General features: G+C 74.0%; 19 protein-coding genes and 1 pseudogene. 5 read left to right on the top strand and 15 right to left on the bottom strand.

All coding sequences use genetic code 11. The features are described 5' to 3' along the window. The 10 genes from ADL22_RS01910 to ADL22_RS01870 all read right to left on the bottom strand — a co-directional run. Positions 1-617 (bottom strand): pilus assembly protein TadG-related protein (locus tag ADL22_RS01910; protein ID WP_066973106.1); only part of this gene is annotated, 617 nt, incomplete at its 3' end. A gap of 17 nt (positions 618-634) precedes the next feature. Next, on the bottom strand, positions 635-799 hold the full coding sequence (locus ADL22_RS35620; RefSeq protein WP_199836188.1) for a hypothetical protein: 165 nt from the start codon (positions 797-799) through the stop codon (positions 635-637). A gap of 456 nt (positions 800-1255) precedes the next feature. Beyond that, positions 1256-2149 (bottom strand): DUF5936 domain-containing protein, encoded by an 894-nt coding sequence (locus tag ADL22_RS01905; RefSeq protein WP_066973104.1) that lies wholly within the window; start codon positions 2147-2149, stop codon positions 1256-1258. A gap of 32 nt (positions 2150-2181) precedes the next feature. After that, a complete protein-coding gene (locus ADL22_RS01900; RefSeq protein WP_066973102.1) occupies positions 2182-3132 on the bottom strand; it encodes a type II secretion system F family protein in 951 nt (316 codons plus the stop codon). Then, positions 3132-4469, bottom strand: coding sequence for a CpaF family protein (locus ADL22_RS01895; protein ID WP_066973100.1), 1338 nt, complete (start codon positions 4467-4469; stop codon positions 3132-3134). The genes ADL22_RS01900 and ADL22_RS01895 overlap by 1 nt, the downstream gene beginning before the upstream one ends. Beyond that, complete coding sequence (locus tag ADL22_RS01890) at positions 4466-4885, bottom strand: TadE/TadG family type IV pilus assembly protein (protein WP_066973098.1); 420 nt, start codon at positions 4883-4885, stop codon at positions 4466-4468. The genes ADL22_RS01895 and ADL22_RS01890 overlap by 4 nt, the downstream gene beginning before the upstream one ends. Further along, a complete protein-coding gene (locus ADL22_RS01885) occupies positions 4882-5313 on the bottom strand; it encodes a TadE/TadG family type IV pilus assembly protein (protein WP_066973096.1) in 432 nt (143 codons plus the stop codon). Before ADL22_RS01885 ends, ADL22_RS01890 begins: the two co-directional genes overlap by 4 nt. A 3-nt stretch (positions 5314-5316) precedes the next feature. Further along, positions 5317-6786, bottom strand: coding sequence for an AAA family ATPase (locus ADL22_RS01880; RefSeq protein ID WP_066973093.1), 1470 nt, complete (start codon positions 6784-6786; stop codon positions 5317-5319). A gap of 13 nt (positions 6787-6799) precedes the next feature. Then, on the bottom strand, positions 6800-7519 hold the full coding sequence (gene cpaB, locus ADL22_RS01875; RefSeq protein ID WP_066973091.1) for a Flp pilus assembly protein CpaB: 720 nt from the start codon (positions 7517-7519) through the stop codon (positions 6800-6802). A gap of 93 nt (positions 7520-7612) precedes the next feature. Beyond that, positions 7613-8881 carry a hypothetical protein gene (locus tag ADL22_RS01870; RefSeq protein WP_066973089.1) on the bottom strand — a complete coding sequence of 423 codons (1269 nt, stop codon included), beginning with the start codon at positions 8879-8881 and terminating at the stop codon, positions 7613-7615. A 316-nt stretch (positions 8882-9197) separates the two neighbouring features. Here ADL22_RS01870 and ADL22_RS01865 point away from each other — a divergent pair, with 316 nt between their 5' ends. Then, the gene (locus ADL22_RS01865) at positions 9198-10247 is read left to right on the top strand and encodes a chitinase (protein ID WP_420711528.1); all 1050 of its coding nucleotides are present in this window, start codon (positions 9198-9200) and stop codon (positions 10245-10247) included. A 113-nt stretch (positions 10248-10360) separates the two neighbouring features. Here ADL22_RS01865 and ADL22_RS01860 read toward each other — a convergent pair whose 3' ends face one another. Further along, the gene (locus ADL22_RS01860) at positions 10361-11239 is read right to left on the bottom strand and encodes a S1 family peptidase (protein WP_066973087.1); all 879 of its coding nucleotides are present in this window, start codon (positions 11237-11239) and stop codon (positions 10361-10363) included. Between the two features lie 294 nt (positions 11240-11533). Between ADL22_RS01860 and ADL22_RS01855 the strand changes: the two genes are divergently transcribed. Continuing rightward, on the top strand, positions 11534-12871 hold the full coding sequence (locus ADL22_RS01855; RefSeq protein WP_066973085.1) for a M14 family metallopeptidase: 1338 nt from the start codon (positions 11534-11536) through the stop codon (positions 12869-12871). 114 nt (positions 12872-12985) lie between these two features. On the opposite strand, the gene ADL22_RS01850 is transcribed toward ADL22_RS01855, so the two are convergent. The 4 genes from ADL22_RS01850 to ADL22_RS01835 form a co-directional block, all read right to left on the bottom strand. Beyond that, entirely contained in the window at positions 12986-14464 is a 1479-nt protein-coding gene (locus ADL22_RS01850; protein ID WP_066973083.1) for a GntP family permease, read from the bottom strand. A 139-nt stretch (positions 14465-14603) separates the two neighbouring features. Next, positions 14604-15014, bottom strand: coding sequence for a RidA family protein (locus ADL22_RS01845; RefSeq protein WP_066973081.1), 411 nt, complete (start codon positions 15012-15014; stop codon positions 14604-14606). After that, positions 15011-15802: an IclR family transcriptional regulator gene (locus ADL22_RS01840; protein ID WP_066973079.1), complete on the bottom strand. Its 792-nt coding sequence runs from the start codon at positions 15800-15802 to the stop codon at positions 15011-15013. Before ADL22_RS01840 ends, ADL22_RS01845 begins: the two co-directional genes overlap by 4 nt. Next, complete coding sequence (locus ADL22_RS01835) at positions 15799-16971, bottom strand: sugar kinase (RefSeq protein WP_234430499.1); 1173 nt, start codon at positions 16969-16971, stop codon at positions 15799-15801. Before ADL22_RS01835 ends, ADL22_RS01840 begins: the two co-directional genes overlap by 4 nt. A gap of 307 nt (positions 16972-17278) precedes the next feature. On the opposite strand from ADL22_RS01835, the gene ADL22_RS01830 reads away from it, so the two are divergent. The 3 genes and pseudogenes from ADL22_RS01830 to ADL22_RS34425 form a co-directional block, all read left to right on the top strand. After that, on the top strand, positions 17279-18568 hold the full coding sequence (locus tag ADL22_RS01830) for an amino acid deaminase (RefSeq protein WP_066973075.1): 1290 nt from the start codon (positions 17279-17281) through the stop codon (positions 18566-18568). A 56-nt stretch (positions 18569-18624) separates the two neighbouring features. Next, positions 18625-20283, top strand: coding sequence for an N-acyl-D-amino-acid deacylase family protein (locus tag ADL22_RS01825; protein WP_066973073.1), 1659 nt, complete (start codon positions 18625-18627; stop codon positions 20281-20283). 78 nt (positions 20284-20361) lie between these two features. Further along, positions 20362-20536: pseudogene (locus tag ADL22_RS34425) on the top strand (aminotransferase); the annotation flags it as partial.

Raw genomic sequence — 20536 nt, 5'->3', positions numbered from 1 at the left:
GCGCCGGGGCGGCCGGGGTCGAGGGTCCAGCCCTTGCCGTGGCAGGTGAGGGGGCGGGGGGCGGGCGGGCCGTCGGGGCCGCCGTCGCCGGGGGTGGGGCGGTCGCCGGGCCGGTCGCTGGGCGGGCCGAGGGTGCAGCGGGGGACGACGATCGCCTTCGCGGCGGCCTCGGCGTGGGCGCTTCCGGTGCCGGGGATGACCGAACTGCCCACCGCGGAACGGGACTTCACGGTGACGGCGAACGACGTGGGCCAGGAGTCGGGGGTGCAGGAGGTCAGCGCGGCGCCGTTGCGCCCGGCGTACCAGCCGGCGCTCGCGCAGGCCGCGGCGGAGGGGGCGCCGCGGCCGTTGAGCAGCTCCTCCCAGGCCGCCGGGTCGGCGGGGCCGGCGCGGAGCCCGGCGAGGAGGTTCTCGGTGAGGTCGTCGCGGTAGCGCTGGCCGGCGGCGAGCGCGGCGGCGTCGGCGGCGGTCTGGGCGCCGTTGCGCACGGCCGCGGCCTGGCCGACGGCGAAGAAGGCCAGCGCGAGGAAGAGCAGGCCCCCGATCGCGACGACGTAGATCGGCAGGGTCTGCCCGGCGTCGCGCCGGCGGCGGCGCGGGGCGGGGAGGGCCGGCACGGGCGGAGCGGCGGGGGCTAGATCCCGACGACGTCGGAGATCTTGTTGGCGATGGCGTTGGCGATCTGGCTGCCGAAGTCGGTGGTGGACAGGACCAGGACGATGGCCACGACCACCGCGATGATGCCGAGGTACTCGATCGAGGTCTGGCCCCGGTCGCTCCGTACGATCCGCTTCGCCATCGTCTTCCCCTCCGTGGGACGCCGTCCCGCTCTGGTCCGGCCGGTGTGCCCCCGTGATGCGCGCGCCGGCGCGCAGGGCACGAGAAACGTACGCCGGAACGGCCTTCCCGGAACAGGCATTCCGAACCTCGTCCCGCTCCGAAACCACCAACGACGGATCGGCCGAAGGGTTTTGGCCATCGCGCGCCACCTCAGCCACCCCCGCTCCCCCTTCGGCGTCCCCCGGTGTGCCGTCCGCCGCCGCGGCGTCCCCGGGCGTGCGGTCCGGCCGCGGCCCGCACCGGGGTGCGCGGCGGGCGGCCGGCGCCTCCACTGTGGCACAACTCGTTGCGCTTGCGAAGGTGTTGCGGGCGATGACCGGCCCGGGGCGCCGTCATCCGGCCGCGGGCGTACGGCGGTCGGTCGGGGCGGCGCGGGCGGGCGCGGGGTGTGCGGGCGCAAGCCCGGGGCGGCGTGTCAGTCACCCGTCAGGGAGCCGAAGTCGGTGCCGGAGCCCAGGAAGAAACCGGCGATGAGCAGGATCATCGTGGCCGGGACCATGAAGGTGGTGACGACCATGGTGGCCTTGGGGACGGCGCGGGCGGCGCGCCGGCGGGCGTTCTGGGCGTCGGTGCGGCGCATGTCGTTGGCGATCTGGATCAGCGTCTCGACGATCGGCGAGCCCAGCTCCTCGCCCTGCTGGAGGGCGGTGACGAACTGCGCTACCTGTTCGGAGTCATTGCGTTTGCGCAGCTCCTCGAAGGCGGCGCGGCGGCTGACGCCCATGTCCATCTGGCGCAGGGTGATGCGGAGTTCGTCGGCCCAGGGGCCCTCGTACTTCTCGGCGACCCGGTCCAGCGCCTGCCGGAAGCCGAGGCCGGCGCTGACCACGACGGCCAGCACATCGAGAAAGTCCGGAAGAGTGCGCTCGATGGTGTCCTTGCGCTGCCGGATGGCGGCCCGGATGCCGACCTCGGTCCAGAAGAGGCCGAAGAGCACCATGAGGACGCCGAGCAGCGGCTGGCCCTTGAGGAACATCACCAGCGCGCCGAAGAAGCCCAGGCCGCCGTAGACGGCGCGGCGGGCGGCGTAGCGGTCGACGGTGAGGCCGCCGGGGTTGCCGGCCAGGTCGATCCGGCGGCGGATCCGGGCCACCCGCTTCTCGCCCATCAGCCGCAGCACCAGCGGGGCGTAGCGCATGCCGGTGCGGTCGATGGCGGAGCCGACCGCGGTGGTGCGGGTCGCGCCGACCTCCAGGGACAGCGCGAGGTCGGGCGGGAGGCGGGCCTCGCGGCGGTAGAGCGCGATCCCGGCGCAGATGCCGGCGACCGACAGGGCGAGCGCGAGGGCCAGCAGGATTCCGAGTGCCATCAGGGCGGACCTTCTTTCGGCGCCGGCCGGCGCTAGACGTCGATCTTGGAGAGCCGGCGGATGAGGAAGAAGCCGAGCGCGTACAGGACGAAGGCCGCCACCACCGCGAGCTGGCCGAGGAACGACGAGGTCATCCGGTCGATGGCGCCGGGCGCGATGCGGTTCATCAGCAGCAGGGTGCCGACGCCGAGCAGCGGGACGACGTAGGCGGTGACGGTGACCTGGGAGAGCTGGGTGCGGACCTCGCGGCGGGTCTCCTTGCGCTCCTCCAGGGTCTTGGTGAGGTTGCGCAGCGAGCCGACGACGGTGCCGCCGGCGCGGTTGGCCAGGACCAGGGTGGTGACCAGGACGACCAGTTCGCGGGAGGGGAGCCGTTCGGCCAGTTCGCCCAGGGCGTCGTCGACGGAGTGGCCGACGGCGAGTTTGTCGGAGACCTTCGCCAGCTCCTCGCCGGCCGGCGCCTCCAGCTCCTCGGCGGCCATGGCGAGCGCGGTGCGCAGGGCGAGGCCGGCCTGGGTGGCGTTGGCGAGGATGCGGGACAGCTCCGGGAGCTGGTTGATGAACTTCTCGATCCGCTTCTGCCGCTGCCAGTTCAGGAAGGCGAACGCGGCCCAGACGGCGATCACCGCGGCGATCGGCCCGAAGAAGGGGGCCAGCACCGCCTGCGCGGCCACCCAGAGCACCACCACCGCGGCGACCATGCCGACGAAGAACTCGCCCGGGGTGGTGTCCAGACCGGTGGCGGCCAGCCGCAGCGCGAGCCGGCGGCCGAAGCGGGTGGCGCGCAGGGTGCGGTCCACGGACGGGAAGCGGCGGCGCCGGCCGGCCGCCGGCAGGCCCCGGTCGTCGTCCAGCCGCTCGGCGATGGCCTGCCGCTGGGCGCGCCCGGCGGCGTAGGCCCGGACCCCGGCGACGGCGAGCGCGCCGGAGAGCACGGTGGCGGTCAGGGCGAGTACGGGCAGGGTGGCGTTCCCGCCGGTCATCAGGTGGCCTTCCGGGTGGCGAGTTGGTCGTCGGTGGCCGCCACGCCGAAGGCCGGCGGGGTGGGCTCGCCGGCCATGAAGAGGCGTTCGGCGACCCGGCGGGGCAGCGGGAAATACTGGAACGCGCCGTGCACCACGCGGTCGGCGCCCATCGGTTCGGCGGCGAAGCGGCAGACCGTCACCAGGCGGTAGTCCTCGTGGCCGCGGGAGTCCAGCAGCGCGATCTCGCTGATCCGGCGGGAGCCGTCGGCGTGCCGGGTGAGCTGGACGAGGCAGTCCACGGCGCTGTTGATCTGGTCGCGCAGGGCCTCGAACGGAACGGTGACGTCCGCCATGGAGGCGAGCGTCTGGAGGCGCATCAGGGCGTCCTCGGCGCTGTTGGCGTGGACGGTGGCCAGTGAGCCGTCGTGGCCGGTGGACATCGCCTGGAGCATGTCGAGGGTCTCGCCGCCGCGGACCTCGCCGACGATGATCCGGTCCGGGCGCATCCGCAGGGAGTTGCGGACCAGGTCGCGGATGGTGATCCGGCCCTTGCCCTCGACGTTGGGCGGGCGGGACTCCAGCCGGATGACGTGGGTCTGCTGGAGCTGGAGTTCGGCGGCGTCCTCGACGGTGATGATCCGCTCGCCGTCCGGGATGAGCCCGGACAGGGCGTTGAGCAGCGTGGTCTTGCCCGCGCCGGTGGCGCCGGAGACCACCACGTTGAACTTGGCCCGCACCAGCCCCGCCAGCAGCATCAGCATCTGCTCGTCCAGGGTGCCGATGCCGATGAGTTCGGCGAGGGTGTAGGCGCGGGGGAAGCGGCGGATGGTGAGGGTGGCGCCGTTGAGGGCGAGCGGAGGGATGATGACGTTGACGCGCTCGCCGGTCGGCAGCCGGGCGTCGACCATCGGATTCGACTCGTCCACGCGGCGGTTGACGGTGGAGACGATCCGTTCGATGGTCTGCATCAGCTGCTCGTGGGAGGCGAAGCGGACGGGTACGAGCTCGACCCGGCCGTGCCGTTCGACGTAGACCTGGTCCGGGCCGTTGACCATGATCTCGGTGATGGAGGCGTCCTCCAGGAGGGGTTCCAGCACGCCGAGGCCGAGGGCTTCGTCCACCACCCGGCGGATGAGCTGGCCGCGTTCGGCGGTGGACAGGACCGGGCCCTCGCGGCTGATGATGTGGCCCAGGACGCGCTCCAGCCGGGAGCGGCGCTCGGCGGCGGTCAGCGCGGACATCTCGGCGAGGTCGATCTCCTCCAGCAGCTTGGCGCGGTAGACGGCGACGAGGTGGCCGTCCTGGCGGTCCTCACCGGCCGGTTCGGGCGCGACGATGCGGGCTTTGAGGCTCATCGCTGGGCTCCGGGGGGTGTCGCGGGGCGGGGCATGGTGGCGCTGCGGCGCGCGGAGCCGAAGTCGGCGCCGGGGACGATCGAGGGGATCGTGACGGTGGCGGTGGCCGTGGCGGCGGTGCCGGAGGCGCTGACGGTGATGGTGGCGCGGTCGGCGGTCCAGCCGCTGAGCGCGGCCCGGCCGGCGCTGCCCGGGTCGGTCTCCCGGTCGGCGTCGTCCATCGCGGCGGTACGGGCCGCGGCGCGGGCGGCGGTGCCGGCCTGCTGGGCGGCGTAGGCGGCCAGGCCGAGCTGGACGGCGGCGAGGGCGACGAGCAGCAGGAGCGGGAGGACGCCGAGGAATTCCAGGGATGCCGAGCCGCGGTCGCGGTGCCGGGGGCGCGGGCGGGGCTTGGGGGCAGGGGTGCGGGGGGTCATCGGTCGGCTGCCTCCTTGGCGGCGCCGGCGCTGCCGGTGACCGTCCACGGGAACGCCCCGGCGCCGGGGAAGAGCACCGGGACGCGGATCCGGACCGTCGCCTTCCACAGGCCGGCCTCGGTGCCGCAGTCGGTGCTGGAGCCGGGGTGCCAGGCGCGCGGGAGCTGGTGTTCGGCGGCGGCGCGGCAGGCGCCGGCGCCGCCGCCGTCGAGCGCCGCGGCGGCTCGCGCGCCCCGGTCGGCGGCGTGCGCGGCCAGTGAGTAGGTGTAGCCGACCAGGGCGAACTGCCAGAGCAGGGCGAGCACACCGAGGATCAGCGGGAGCAGGCCGAGGAATTCGACGGTGACCTGGCCGCGGTCGCGGCCGCGGTGCGGGCGGCGGTGCGGGCCGCGCGGGGGTCGGCGGCCGGGTCCGGCGGGTCGCCGCATCGCTCAGCCCTCCTCGTAGGGGCCGCCGGCCGGATCGTACGGGGCCGGGTCGTACGGGACCGGGCCGCGGGGTCCTGGCGGGGCGGCGAACGGGCCGCCGGCGGCCGGGCCGGGCGCGGGACCCTGAGCCGGTCCCTGACCCGACCCCTGAACCGTCCCGGAATCGGGAGCCGCCCCCGTGGTGAGGGCCTTGCGCTTGCGCCCGGTCAGCGACGGGCGCGCCCGGTGGCCGGCCCGCCCGGGGCGGACGGCCGGGGCGCCGGCCAGGCCCAGCTCGCCGGCCAGCGCCCACAGCGCCTGGCGGACCGTCGAACGCGCGTCGAGGTCCTGCATCCGGCCCGCGTCCACACAGGGCTGGAGCTCCTTGAACGCGGCCGGGACCGGCGTCCGGGCGACGTGCGTGCCGGTGGCCTTGGCGACCAGCGCGGGCTGGATCTCGGTGTGCCGGGTGAGGCGGTTGACGACGGTGGTGGTGTCCTCGGCCTTGCGGATCCGCAGCCGGTCCCACAGCCGCACCTGCCGTTTGGCGGCGCGGACGCAGACCACGTCCGGGGTGGTCACCAGCAGGGCGAGATCGGCGAGTTCGACGGCGGCGGCGTTGGCGGACTGCATCTGGGAGCCGCAGTCGGCGATCACCACGTCGTAGTGGGCGCGCAGCGCGGTGACGATCTGGCGGGCCGCCCGGTCGTCCACCTCCTCGCCCCGTTCGCCCTCCTCGGGCGCGAGCAGCAGCCCGAGGCCGGTGTGGTGGGCGTGCACCGCGTCCTGGAGGACCCGGGGGGAGATGTCCTGGATGCCGGCGAGGTCCACCACCGAGCGGCGGAACTGCACGTCCAGATACGAGCCGATGTCGCCGGACTGGAGGTCGAGGTCGGCCAGCGCCACCCGGCGCCCGGCGGCCCGGGCGGCGAGCGCGAGCTGGACGGCGGTGACGGTGGTGCCGACGCCGCCCTTGGCGCCGGTGACGGTGACGAGGGTGCCGGTGGGCGCGGGCCGCGCCTGGGGGTTTCCCCCTAGGTGGACGCGGACGCCGGTGGCCCACTGGGCCGCGGCCTGCACCCGGGCGGCCAACTCGTCGGAGGCGAGCGGCAGTCCGACGATGCCGCGGGCGCCGGCGTCCATCGCGGCGGAGAAGAGCGCGGGCCCGCCGTCGGCGGTGATCAGGACGACACCGACAGCGGGAAAGCGGAGCGCCACCTCGCGGATCAGCTCCAGGGCCGGCAGCGGGCCGATCCCCTCGTGGACGAGGACGACTTCGGGGAGCGCGGCGACGGCGGCGGCCGGTCCGCCGGGCGCGGTCCCGCCGGGCGGCGCGGCGCCGGGCGGTCCGGCGGCCCCGGCCAGGGCGGCCAGCAGGGCGGTGGAGTCGGCGGCGGCGGGCGCCGCCTCGGCGTCCGGCAGCCGGCCGAGGAGCGCGGCCAGCGCCCGGGCGGCCTCCGGGTCGCCGACCGCGGGCAGGATGCGGATGGTCACCAGGGCCTCCGGGTCATTTGTCGCCGTCGAGGGTGTACGTGCGCTCGCCGGGCGGCACGGTGGCCTCGGTGCCGGGGGCGAGCAGGGCGAGCCGCACATGGGAGGCGAAGGACTCGGCGTAGGCGACGCGCTGGGCGTCCTGGGTGTCCAGCGCGAAGGTGATCGGGACGGCCTGGCCGGGCTGGCGGCTGGTGGCGGTGGCGCCGCCGGGGTCCTTGGCCTCCAGGGGGGTGAGCTTGCCGACGTCGATGACCTGGGCGCCGGCCACGATGACCTTGGAGACCGGCTTGTCCTCGGGGCGGCGGCCGTCGAAGGTGGCGTAGATGTTCACCCGCGAGCCGGGGGTGATCTTGCCGGCCACGCCGGTGGCGGCGTCGATCATGATGGCGATCTCCTGCTGGCCGGGCTTGAGCGCCGGCCGGTCGACGATCATGTCGTCCTGGAGCAGCGAGCCCTTCTTCAGCGGGGTCACCGCGATCTTGCCGCTGACCTTGTCGAGGTCGGTGACGGCGGTGGGCGGCAGCCACCGCTGCGGAATCCTCACCTCTTCGAACTGCCCCGGATCCAGCGCTTTATAGGCGGTGACATCCGTCTTGAGGCGGTACGCGGTCCGTTCCGGGCCGACCTGCGATTCGACGTTCCGGATCACCGACAGCACGCCGAGGAACGCGCCGACCGCGCAGAGGACGGACAGGACCAGCAGGATCACTCCGCGGCGCTGGCGTGAGTTCATGTGCGGGGGACCTCGATCGGGACGGGGGCGGGGCGGTCGGGGCGGGTCGGCGGCGCGGTACGGAGCGGGGCGGTCCGGGACGGTCGGGCGGCGTCAGCGCACGTGCGCCACCGTCCGCGCGCCGCCGGGGGCGGTACGGAGGCCGGGGTGGTCCGGCCGCCCGGCCAGTCCGCGCCCGGCGGGCGGCTGCGTTCCGGCCCCGTACGGCACCGGCCCCGCCACGTACGGCACCGCCCCGGCCCGGAAGTCCGGCCCGCGCACGTCGATCGGGCCGGGCCCGCCGCGTACGGGCCGCTGGCCGCCCGGCCGGCCCGGTACGCCGGCGATGCCGACGACCCCGGGGACGCCGGCCGGCGCCACGGGCGACAGGCCGCGCTGCCGCAGCGGCGAACCGGCCGGGCCGGCGGCGGGTGGGGGCGGCGGCGCCGGGGCGGGCGCCGGGGGCAGGGCTCCAGGGATGGCGGGCGCCGGCACCGCGGCCGGCGCCCCGGCTATCGCGGCCGGTTCCCGCCCGGCCGAGCCGCCGCCCGCCCGGTCCCTGGCCAGCGGCGCGGCGCAGAACGCGCAGCGGTCGCCGAGCACGTCCGCGCCGCACCAGCCGCACGGCTCGCGCCGGACGGAGGCCACCAGGCGGCTCAGCAGCGCCGGATCGGGGATGGCGGCGGCGAATTCGATCAGCTTCTGGGTACCCCACCAGCGGGCCGACTCGGCGGGCAGCCGCGCCTCGTGGACGCCCTGCACCTGCCAGGCGGGGGCGAGCGCGGAGGTGACCCAGTCGGCGGTGAGCTGGCCCCGGGCGACCGCGAGCCGGGTGGCGTAGCCGGGCGGGCGGAGGCCGGTGTGGGCGGTGTGCCGGTCGAGGCGGAGCAACTGCGGCTGCGGGGCGGCGAGTACCGCGAAGTGGACGCCGGGCAGCCACGACTTCAGATGCGAGCGCAGGTCCACCTGGACGCGGTCCAGCCCGCTGACGCTGCCCAGCAGGGCGCCGGCGTGCACGTAGTGCGTCAGCAGCCGGGCGGCGCAGGCCAGTACGCCGGGGCTGAAGCCGCACAGCGACAACTGCCGCAGCTGGCGGGCGAGTACGGCGACGCCGAGCGGCGGAAGGGGGCTGGGCAGGATGGCGATCCGGTCGCTCTCCAGGACGGCGCGCAGGGTGTGCAGCCGCCGGACGTGCTCGGGCGGGCAGGCGGAGGAGTACAGGACGACGAGGTGGCCGTGGTGCTCCAGGACGGCGCTGGTCTCCGCCAGCGCCTCGTCCAGCGGCGCCCGCCCGGGGGCCGCGAGGACGACCGCGGCGGGGGTCTGCCGGTCGGTCGCGGGCAGCGCGAGGTCCGGGCTGGTGACTGCAATCGCGGTCGGCACGTCGCTCCCCCACTCCTTCCGGCCTCCGGGGCTCCCGGGGACCGCGGATCGGCACAGCTCTGCGCCATCGGCGCCATACGCTCAGCACTTTATCCACAGAGATACGTCCCGGAGAACACGTTCTGGGCTACTGGTCTCGACCGCCACCCGCACGGGAAACCCGGCCGGCCGTCCGGGCCGCTCCCCGGCGAACACCCGCTCCCGTCCGGCCCCTTGACACCGTTTATTGGTCTGGACCACCGTGGACGGCGAGCGCAGGGGCCCCTGAGCGCACACGGCACCACTCCCCCACTCACCCCCCCACACGGAGGCAGTCGTGGTTCGCGCACACCTGTCACGAGGAGAACGATCCGGCCGCAGACCGCTGCTGGCCGGTCTGGCCGCCGCCCTGCTGACCTCGGCCGCGCTGACCGCCGCCGGTCCGGCCGGCCCCGCCGCCGCGGCCGGCCCGGACCGCGCGCCCGCCGCGGCGGCCCGCCCCGCGGCCGTCCCCCGCCACGCCCTGACCGGCTACTGGCAGAACTTCGCCAACGGCGCGACGGTGCAGAAACTCAAGGACGTCGACGACGCCTACGACATCATCGCGGTGGCCTTCGCCGACGCCGCCGGCAAGCCGGGCGCGGTCACCTTCACCCTCGACCCGGCCCTGGGCTACGCCTCGGTGGACGACTTCAAGGCCGATATCAAGGCCAAGCAGGCGGCCGGGAAGTCGGTCATCCTCTCGGTCGGCGGCGAGCGCGGCGCGGTCTCGGTCGGCGACGCCGCCTCCGCCGCGAACTTCGCCGATTCGGTCGGCGCCCTGATGGACGCGTACGGCTTCGACGGCGTGGACATCGACCTCGAAAACGGGCTGGACGCCACGTACATGACGCAGGCGCTCAAGGCGCTGCACGCCGCGCACCCCGATGTGGTGGTGACCATGGCGCCGCAGACCATCGACATGCTGTCGCCGCAGAACGCGTACTTCAAGACCGCGCTGGCCATCAAGGACTTCCTGACCGCCGTCAACACGCAGTTCTACAACAGCGGTTCGATGAACGGCTGCGACGGCCAGGTCTACGCGCAGGGCTCGGTGGACTTCCTCACCGCGCTGGCCTGCACCCAGTTGGAGGGCGGGCTCGATCCGTCGCAGGTCGGGCTGGGCGTGCCGGCCTCGCCCAGCGCGGCGGGCGGCGGCTACGTCTCCCCGTCGGTGGTCAACGCGGCGCTGGACTGCCTGACCGCGGGACGCAACTGCGGTTCGTTCAAGCCACCGCGGACGTATCCGGGGCTGCGCGGCGCGATGACGTGGTCCACGAACTGGGACGCCTCGAACGGCGGGGAGTTCGCCCGCCAGGTGGGCGGGCACGTGCACCAGCTGCCGTAGCCGCCGGGCCCCTTCACAGGACGCCACCCCCCAAGGGCCGGGCCCCGCGCGTACGTGCGCGGGGCCCGGCCGCCCGCTCAGGGGCGGGGTGATCGGCGCCCGGCGGCGGGTGCTCAGCGGCGGATGCCGGACGGCTTGGGCAGGGTGCAGCCGGCGGCGTTCAGATCGAGCTTGTTGCCGGTGCCGAAGCACTTGGGGATGGTGTAGGTCTCCTCGGCGTAGTTGGTGCCCTGGTGGACGGTGACGTTGCCGCTCTCGTCCACCTCGCACGGGTTGTTGACGGTGCAGCGCTCACCGTCCTCGTTGCCGGTGTTGTTGATCGCGGTGACCTTGCCGGTGGCGTTGTCGACCACGGGCGAGCCGGAGGTGCCGCCGATCGTCTTGCACTCCGGGGTGTAGCGGACCGAGTCCTTCCAGGTCCAGTCGCCCTCCTTCAGGGTGGGCACGAACCCGTCGATGGAGCAGCTGTAGGTCTTCTTCCAGTAGCCGGACACGACGGTGATCCCGGCGCCCTTGACCGGGTGGTCGGTGGACAGCTCCAGCGGCTTGATCCCGTACTTCTGCTGGATCTGCGCGTACGTCGAACTCGACTGGTACAGCGTCACATCGGTGTCGGTCATCGTGGCGTAGACGACCTTGCTGGCGCGGATCTGCCCGAGGTTGCCGGCCGTCTTGCTCAGGACGGTGAACGAGCGGCTGGAGGGCTGGCCGACTATCACCTCGCCCGGCGAGGGCATCCCGCTCTCCAGGCAGTGGCCGTTGGTCATCACCAGCGCCGGGTCGTTCGGCTGCGAGGTGGGCATCTTGACGATCGAGCCGGAGCAGTTGCTCAGCGCGACGGTGCCGGCGAAGTCGACGGCCTTGGTCCGCGGCGCCTTGGTGGTGTGCGCGGCGGGTCCGGCCGGCGCGGCGCCCGCCGGGGTGGCGGCGGTCACCAGGGCGGCGGCGCCCAGAACGGCGGTGGCCAGGGTGCCGACGAGAGGTCGGGGCATGTGGGGGTTCCTCTCCGCTACGGGTCCGGGGCCGGCGGGGCGTCGGGCCGCCGCCGGGGCTCCGGATCGGTCGTCGCATTGTTCGCCGGGAACGCGCCCGGAGGCAATGAAGTTGCGGGAAACGGTGAGAAGTTGGGGCACGTGCCGGGCGGACGGCGACGCGGCCCGCTCCGGTGATCCCTACCCCTTACCGTCCCGCCGCGCACCTTGACTTGACCTCGCCTTGACCGGCTCATGCCAACACCCGAAGACTGGCCGGGTCGCTTCGCCTCACACCCCACCCCAGGAGACCGCATGCGACCACGACCGCGCGGCGTCCGCACCACCGTCCTCGCCGCGGCCCTCACCCTGGCCCTCGCCGCCCCGTTAGCCGCCGCCCAGGCGCAGAACCCGCCGGCCGGGGCCGCGGACACCGCCGAACTCCCGCACCAGTACGAGGTGTCCGGCGTCACCACCGCCGCCGCCCGCACCGCGCTGGCCGCGACCGGCGCCGCGATCGACGAGGTGCACGGCCGCGCCGCGGTCGTCACCGCCGACCGCCGGCAGCTCGCCCTCGTCCGCGCGCTCGGCCACTCGGTCAGGCGGCTGCCCGACCCGCCGGGGTTCGCGGCGGGGACCGGCGTCACGCCCGGGGTCAAGGGATTCCCGTCCGGCTACACCAAGTACCACACCTACGAGCAGGCGAACCAAGCGATCGACGCCCTGATCGCGAAATACCCGTCCCTGCTCACCAAGACCGTCATCGGGAAATCGCACGAGGGCAGGGACATCATCGCCCTCAAACTCAGCCGGAACGCGGCCAAGGACGAGGCCGAACCGGAAGTCCTCTTCACCGCGCACCAGCACGCCCGGGAACACCTCACGGTCGAGATGGCGCTCTACCTCCTCACCGAATTCACCGGGAAATACGGCTCCGACCCGCGCGTCACCAAACTCCTGGACTCCCGCGAGATCTGGATCGTCCCCGACCTGAATCCGGACGGCGGTACGTACGACATCGCCACCGGCTCGTTCCGCAACTGGCGCAAGAACCGCCAGCCCAACACCGGTTCGACCGCCGTCGGCACCGACCTCAACCGCAACTGGGAATACAAGTGGGGATGCTGCGGCGGCTCGTCCGGCTCGCCGTCCGCCGAGACCTACCGCGGCCCGGCGGCGGCCTCCTCTCCGGAGGTCCGGGCGGTCGAGAAATTCGTCCGCTCCCGGGTCGTCGGCGGAAAGCAGCAGATCACGGCCGCCATCGACTTCCACACCTACAGCGAACTGGTGATGTGGCCGTACGGCTTCACCAATAACCCGACCGCGCCGGGCATGACGCAGGACGACCACGACGCGTTCGCCGCGGTCGGCCGGTCCATGGCCGAGAGCAACGGCTACACCCCCGAGCAGTCCAGCGAGCTGTACATCACCGACGGGTCGATCGACGACTGGCTGTGGGGCGACCAGAAGATCTTCGCCTACACCTTCGAGATGTATCCGTCGTCCTCCGGCGCGGGCGGCTTCTATCCGAAGGACACGGTGATACCACGGGAGACCGCGCGCAATCGGGAGGCCGTGCTGCGCCTGCTGGAGAACGCCGACTGCATGTACCGCTCGATCGGGAAGGAAGGGACGTACTGCAAGGGGAAGTGAGGATCGGGCAGGTGCCCCTTCGCTGAACGAAGCGTTGTTTTCCGGCCGTTGGTGAATGGTGCGGCCGGCCGGCCGTGCCCCGGAATCCGCGGGTTCCGGGGCATGCCGGTCCCGCTACACCACCAGGCTCACCACTCCCGCCACCGCGAATCCGGCCAGCGAGAGGACCGATTCCAGGACCGTCCAGGACTTCAGCGTGTCCCGCTCGGATATGCCGAAATACTTGCTCACCATCCAGAATCCGCCGTCGTTCACATGCGAGGCGAAGATGGAACCGGCCGATATCGCCATGATGACCAGCGCCAGCTGCGCCTGGGAGAGCCCCTGCGCCTCCACCAGCGGCAGCACGATCCCGGCGGTGGTGACGATCGCCACCGTCGCCGAACCCTGCGCCACCCGCAGCACCAGCGACAGCAGATAGGCCAGGACGAGCACCGGCAGGCCGACGTGGTGGAAGGTCTGCGACAGCGCGGTGGCCACCCCGCTGCCCTTGAGGACCGCGCCGAAGACGCCGCCCGCGCCGACCACCAGCAGGATGTTGCCGACCGGCTTGAGGGAAGCGGTGGAGACCCGCTCCAGGGAGGCGCGGGACCAGCCGCGGCGGACGCCCAGGAGGTAGTACGCCAGCAGCAGCGCGAGGGTCAGGGCCGTGAAGGGGTGGCCGAAGAACTCGATGACCGAGCGCCCGGCGGAGGGCGCCAGCGCGATCGACGAGAACGTGGCCAGCAGGATCAGCACCAGCGGGGTCCCGATGACGACGAGGACGGTGCCCAGGGCGACCGGCCTCTCCGTGGACGTGCCCCCGGCCGCGGTCCGCTCGGCGGCAACGGCCGCCCGGGCCTCCTCCGCGGCCTCGGCCATGTCCTGCGGCACGGGCACGAACAGGCGCTTGCCGATCCAGGCGGCGTACGCCCACGCGGCCAGCACCGCCGGTATCCCGCACACCGCGCCCATCAGGATGATCCACCCCAGATCGACCTTGAACAGCCCGGCCGCGGCCACCGGCCCGGGGTGCGGCGGCAGGAAGGCGTGGGTCATGGACAGCCCGGCCAGCAGCGGCATCGCGTAGAGCAGGATCGAGCGTCCGCTCCTGCGCGCGGCGGCGTAGACCAGCGGCGCCAGTACGAAGATGCCGACGTCGAAGAAGACCGGGATGCCGAAGATCAGGCCGGTCAGGCCCATCGCCAGCGGGGCGCGGCGCTCGCCGAAGAGGGCCAGCAGCCGGGCGCTGAGCACCTCGGCACCGCCGGAGACCTCCAGGATCGCGCCGAGCATGGTGCCCAGCCCGATGATGACCGCGACATGGCCGAGGATGCCGCCCATCCCGCTCTCGATGAGTGAGACCGCGTCGGACTTCTGGACCGTGCCGAAGAGTTCGGTGACCGAGAGACCGGCGGCCAGGCCGACCGCGACCGAGACGCCGAGCAGCGCGACGAACGGCTGGAGCCTGACCTTCATGATCAGGAAGAGCAGCAGGGCGATGCCGAGGGCGGCGACGGTCAGCAGGCCGGGGGTGCCGGGGATCAGGGCGAGCAGCCCGCCGGTGTGCGGGGGCGGTGGTGGCGCGGCGGTGAGCGCGGTGGCGGGGACCATGCGGTGACTCCGTTGTCAGGGGGTCCGGGCAAGGGGGGACCGCGGCACGGCGCCCCGGGCGTACGGGGCGCCGTGCCGTGCGGCGGGCGGTGCGCGGTGCGGTGCACCAACGGCGGGTGGAACAAGGGGGGTTGCTGCCTCAGCTCAGGACGGCGAGCGCGTCGATCTCGATGAGCAGGCCCTTGGGCAGGCCGACGTAGACCGTGGTCCGGGCGGCGGGCGGCTGGGTGAGGCGCTGCTCGTCGAAGTACTGGTTGTAGATCTCGTTCATCTCGGCGAAGTGGTCGGTGTCGGTGAGGTAGACGCGCAGCATCATCACGTCGTCCCAGGTCGCACCGCCCTCTTCGAGGATGGCTTTGACGTTGGCGAGCGTCTGGAGGGTCTGCTCGCGCAGGGTGGGGCCGGCGGGCGTCGGCGGCTGGCCTGCCAGCGCGGGCAGGAAGCCGACCTGGCCGGCGACCTGGAGGATGTTGCCCTTCTTGACGCCGTGCGAGAACTGCGCGGGCGGAGTGGTGTGGGTGGCCGGGGTGAGGGCGGTCTTCTCGCTCATGTCTGTCCTTCGGACGGGTGGGACGGGGCCGGCCGGTGGCCGGGGCTCGCGGTGCCGGACAGCTCCCGGCTGATGGCGTCGGCGGTGCGGCGCACCAGCGGGAGCAGGGTGAGGAGTTCCTCGGCGGTGACGACGACGTTGGGCGCGGAGAGCGACATCGCGGCCGCCACCCGGCCGTCCGCGCCCCGGATGGGGGCGGCGACGCAGTTGATGGACTCCTCGTGGCCGCCGAGGTCGGCGGCCCAGCCCTGTTCGCGCACGGTGGCCAGCTCGGCCAGGAAGGCCGCGGCGTCGGGCGTCGAACGGGGCGTGTAGCGGGGGTAGTCGAGCTTGGCGGCCAGGGCGCGGCGCTCGGGCTCGGGGAGGTCGGCCAGCAGCAGCTTGGCGACGGCGGCGACGGTGATCGCCACCGGTTTGCCGATCCGGGAGTACATCCGGACCGGATAGCGGCTGTCGACCTTGTCGATGTAGAGGACCTCGTTGTCCTCGTGGACGGCGAGGTGGACGGTGTGGCCGCACTGCTCGTTGAGTTCGGCGAGGTGGGGGTGGGCGATACCGCGGATGTCGAGATTCTCGACGGCCTCCTGGGCGAGGGCGAAGAGCCGGGCGCCGAGGCGGTAGCGCTGGTCGGGCTGGCGGTAGACCAGGCCGTGCTCGTGCAGGGTGCGCAGCAGGCGCAGCGCGGTGGACTTGTGCACACCGAGCCGGTCGGCGACCCGTGCGAGGTCGGCGGGTCCCTCGGCGAGCAGCGGGAGGATGCTCAGCGCGCGGTCGACGGTCTGGCTCATGACGGGGATACCTCCTGGTCCGCGGCCTCCTGGGCGTCCGTCCAGCCGGGGCCGAGGTGCAGTGTCCCCCAGGCGGCCTCGTCGAGCGCGGCCAGCCGGTCGGCCAGGGCCCGGGCGGGCGGGGCGGCGAGGTCGCCCGGGACGGTGAGCGCGGCGGCGGCCCACAGGTGGCCGTACCGCACCCGGGCCCGCAGCGGCAGGCCGCGCAGCGTGCCGGAGAGGAACCCGGCCGCGAACGCGTCCCCGGCCCCGACCTCGGCCACCACCTCGACGGCCGGAGCCGGGACGAGCACCCCGCCCGGCTCCTCGTCCCACCCGGGGCCGGGCCTGCCGGGGCTGCCGGGGCTGCCGGGGCTGCCGGGCCCGCCGGGGGCGTGCCGGAACACCCGCGCACCGGCCCGCCCGAGCTTGACCACCAGCACCTCCGGCTCGGGCAGCGCCGCCCTGATGGCGCGGGCGTCGGCCAGCCCCCACGCGGCCCGCGCCTCATCGGCCCCGACGAACACCAGATCGGCGCCCCGGGCCAGATCGAGCAGCACGCGGGGATCGCGGGCGGCGCCGGTCCACAGGTGCGGGCGGTAGTTGACGTCGAAGGAGATGAGGGGGCGGTGGGGGTGGGTGCCAAGCCCCTGCGGGGTGTCGGTGGCGCTACCGGCCCCAGGCCCGGCGGCAGTCACGGCGCCGACCGCACTGCCGACCCCAGCGGCGCTGCCGTCGCCACCGGCGGGCCCGGGCCTGGCCATGGCCGCGCGCAGCAGGCCGTGGCAGTCCTCCGACAACGCGGCGGTGATGCCGGAGAGGTGGAGGATCCGGCCGGTGCGCAGCGCGGCGAGGTCCACGGTGCCGGCGGCCATCGCGGAGGCGGCGGAACCGGTGCGGTAGTAGGCCACTTCATGGGCGGCGGTGGCACGGTCGCCGGCGGTGCGGAAGTAGATACCGGTGGGGCGGACGGGATCGCGGCGTACGGCACGGGTGTCCACGCCGTACCCGGCGATCTCCCGGACGAGATGGTCGCCGAACCCGTCGGCGCCGACCCGGGAGACCCAGCGGGCGGTGTGCCCGGCCCGGGCGAGCGCGCAGGCGACGTTGGACTCCGCGCCGCCGATGGCCCGTTCGAAGGCGGGCACGTCGGCGAGCGGCCCGGGGACGGTGGGCAGGAAGGTGACCATGGACTCGCCGAGGCAGACGACATCGACGTCCGGGGCGGCGGCCGCCGGGACGGGGGTGTCGCTGACGTTCGAGGTCGTGGTCACGATCGGGTGCGCTCCTTCGCTGTGCCGCCGGACGGGGGCCGTACGGATGGCCGTCCGGATGGCCGTACGGCTGACGGCTGGTGACCGGGGCGGGGCCGGTGAACCCCTCCCCAGCACGCCGATTCCCACCATTGACCGGGCGATGGCCCGGATGTTAGACAGCTGCCAGCGATATGCGCAACGAGCGTTGCAGATGCTGCAACGCGCTCTTCGAGGAGGCTCCATGGCCGGCGACCGGCTCACGCGGGAACTCACCACACTCGCGGACGACACAGTCGATCACCGCTTCAAGGGGCTCCCTCCGGACGCCGCCGGCCGCACCCTCGGCGAACTGGCCGCCGAGCGCCGCAATCTCTTCACCGGCGGCTTCACCACCCCCGTCCTGGCCCTCTCCGCCGAGTCGGTCGAGCACAACCTCGCCCTGCTGGAGACCTACACCACCCGGCACGGCCTGGCCTTCGCCCCGCACGGCAAGACCTCGATGGCCCCTCAGCTCTTCGCCCGCCAACTCGCGCACGGCGCCTGGGGCATCACCGCGGCCGTCCCCCACCAGGCCCGCGTCTACCGGGACTTCGGCATCCAGCGGATCTTCCTGGCCAACGAGGTGGTGGACGCCGCCGCGCTGCGCTGGCTGGCCGGCGAACTCGCCGCCGACCCGGACTTCCGCTGCGTCCTCTACGTCGACTCGCTGCGCGGTATCGAGCTGATGGACACCGCGCTGCGCGCCGCCGAGGCCGTCCGCCCCGTGGACGTCGTCATCGAACTGGCCGCCGGCGAGGAGGCCCGCACCGGCGCCCGCACCGAGGCCGAGTGCCGCGAACTCGCCGACGCGATCGCGGGCGTGGACACCCTGCGGCTGGTGGGCGTCGCCGGCTACGAGGGCGAGGTGCCCGACGCCGACCACGCGAAGGTCACCGCCTGGCTGCGCCGGCTGGTCGCGCTCGCCACCGGCCTGGACGCCGCCGGCCGCTTCGCCGACCTGGACGAGATCGTGGTCAGCGCCGGCGGCAGCGCGTGGTTCGACGCCGTCGCCGAGGTCTTCGCGGAGATCCCCGCGCTCTCCGCGCCGGTGCTGAAACTGCTGCGCTCGGGCGCGTACGTCTCGCACGACGACGGGCACTACCGCCACCGCACACCCTTCAACCGCCTCCCCGGGGAAGGGGAGTTGCGGCCCGCCTTCCGGCTGTGGGCGCAGGTCGTCTCCCGGCCCACGCCCGCCCAGGCGTTCCTCAACGCGGGCAAGCGGGACGCCGCCTACGACCTCGGCCTGCCGCAGGCGCTGGCCGTACGCTCCGGCCGGGACGGCACGGTGCGCCCGGCGTCCGGCCTCACCGTGACCGGCCTCTCCGACCAGCACGCCTGGCTGCGCACCGAGCACGCCGGCGACGTCGAGGTCGGCGACTGGGTCGCCCTGGGGCTGTCGCATCCCTGCACCTCCTTCGACAAATGGCAGTTGATTCCGCTGGTGGAGGAGGACGGGACGGTCGTGGACTTCCTCCGCACGTTCTTCTGATACCCGCGCCACAACCGCCCCACTCGCCACACACCCGAGAAAGGCCGCCTACGGACATGGACAGGGAAAAGGACAGGGAGAGGGACACCGTCATCCGCGACGTCCGCGTCATCGACGGCTCCGGCGGCCCGTCCTACCGCGCCGACGTGGCCCTGTCCGGCGGCCGCATCGCCCGCATCCACCGGCCGTCCGACGGCGGCCCGCGCCCGTCCGCCGCCCGGACAGTGGACGCCGCCGGCCTCGCCCTGGCCCCCGGCTTCATCGACATGCACGCGCACAGCGACCTGGCGCTGCTGCGCGACCCCGAGCACACCGCCAAGGCCGCCCAGGGCGTCACCCTCGAAGTCCTCGGCCAGGACGGCCTGTCCTACGCCCCGGTGGACGACCGCACCCTGGCCGCGGTCCGCGCCCAGATCGCCGGCTGGAACGGCGGCGGCCCCGGCGACACCTCCGTCGCCTTCACCTGGCGCACCGTCGGCGAATACCTCGACCGCCTCGACCACGGCTTCGGCGGCGCGGGCATAGCGGTCAACGCCGCCTACCTCGTCCCCCAGGGCACCGTCCGCGTGCTGGCCACCGGCTGGGAGGACCGCCCGGCCACCGGCCCCGAACTGGACCGGATGCGGCAGCTGGTCGCCGAGGGCCTCCAGCAGGGTGCGATGGGCCTGTCCTCCGGCCTCACCTACACCCCCGGCATGTACGCCCCGGACGCCGAACTCACCGAACTCTGCCGGGTGGTGGCCCGCTACGAGGGCTACTACTGCCCGCACCACCGCTCCTACGGGGCCGGCGCGCTCACCGCGTACCAGGAGATGATCGACGTGGCCCGCGCGGCGGGCTGCGCCCTGCACCTCGCCCACGCCACGTTGAACTTCGGCGTCAACAAGGGCCGCGCCCCCGAACTGCTGGCCCTGCTGGACGCGGCCCTGGCCGAGGGCGCCGACATCAGCCTGGACACCTATCCGTACACCCCCGGCTGCACCACCCTGGTGGCGCTGCTGCCCAGCTGGGCGAGCGAGGGCGGCCCGGAGGTGATCCTCGCCCGGCTGGCCGACGACACCGCGGCCGAGGCGATCCGGCACGCCCTGGAGACCGAGGGTTCGGACGGCTGCCACGGTGTCCCCGTCGACTGGTACACCGTCGAGATCTCCGGCGTCACCGACCCGGCGCTGGCCGCCCTGGTCGGCAAGACCGTCGCCCGCAGCGCCGCCGAGCGCGGCGAGACACCCTGGGAGACCGCCCGCGGCCTGCTGCTCGCCGACCGGCTGGGCCCGACGGTCCTCCAGCACGTCGGCCACGAGGAGAACGTCCGGGCCATCATGCGCCACCCCGTACACACCGGCGGCAGCGACGGCATCCTCCAGGGGGCCAAGCCCCACCCCCGCGCCTACGGGACGTTCCCCGCGTACCTGGGCACCTATGCGCGCGAGCTGGGCGTGCTCTCCCTGGAGGAGTGCGTGGCGCACCTGACCTCCCGGCCCGCGGCCCGGCTGCGGCTGCCCGACCGCGGTCTGGTCCGCGAGGGCTACCGCGCCGACCTGGTCCTCTTCGACCCGGAGACGGTCGCCCCGGGCGCCACCTTCGACGCGCCCCGCACCCTGCCCACCGGTATCCCCTACGTCCTGATAGACGGCCGCTTCGTCATCGAGGACGGCCGCCGCACCACCGTCCTGGCGGGCCGCGCGGTCCGCCGCACCCCGGGGCGGCACGGCTGAATCCGGCCGTCCACCACCGAATCCGCACCGCCCCATCCATCACATTCCGTGCACAACCCGGCACGGTCCGCCCCTCGCGTGGCGAAAACCACCCGGCGGGTACTGGACCGCGCCCGTAGAGTGGCCGTCATGCAGGTGATCCAGTCAACGAAGCTCGCCAACGTCTGCTACGAAATCCGCGGCCCGGTCCTCGAGGAGGCCATGCGGCTGGAGGCGGCGGGTCACCGCATCCTCAAGCTGAACACCGGCAACC

The sequence above is a fragment of the Streptomyces sp. NRRL F-4489 genome (assembly GCF_001509485.1).
Classification (GTDB): Bacteria; Actinomycetota; Actinomycetes; order Streptomycetales; family Streptomycetaceae; genus Streptomyces.
This window is presented reverse-complemented; position numbering and strand designations above follow the sequence as displayed.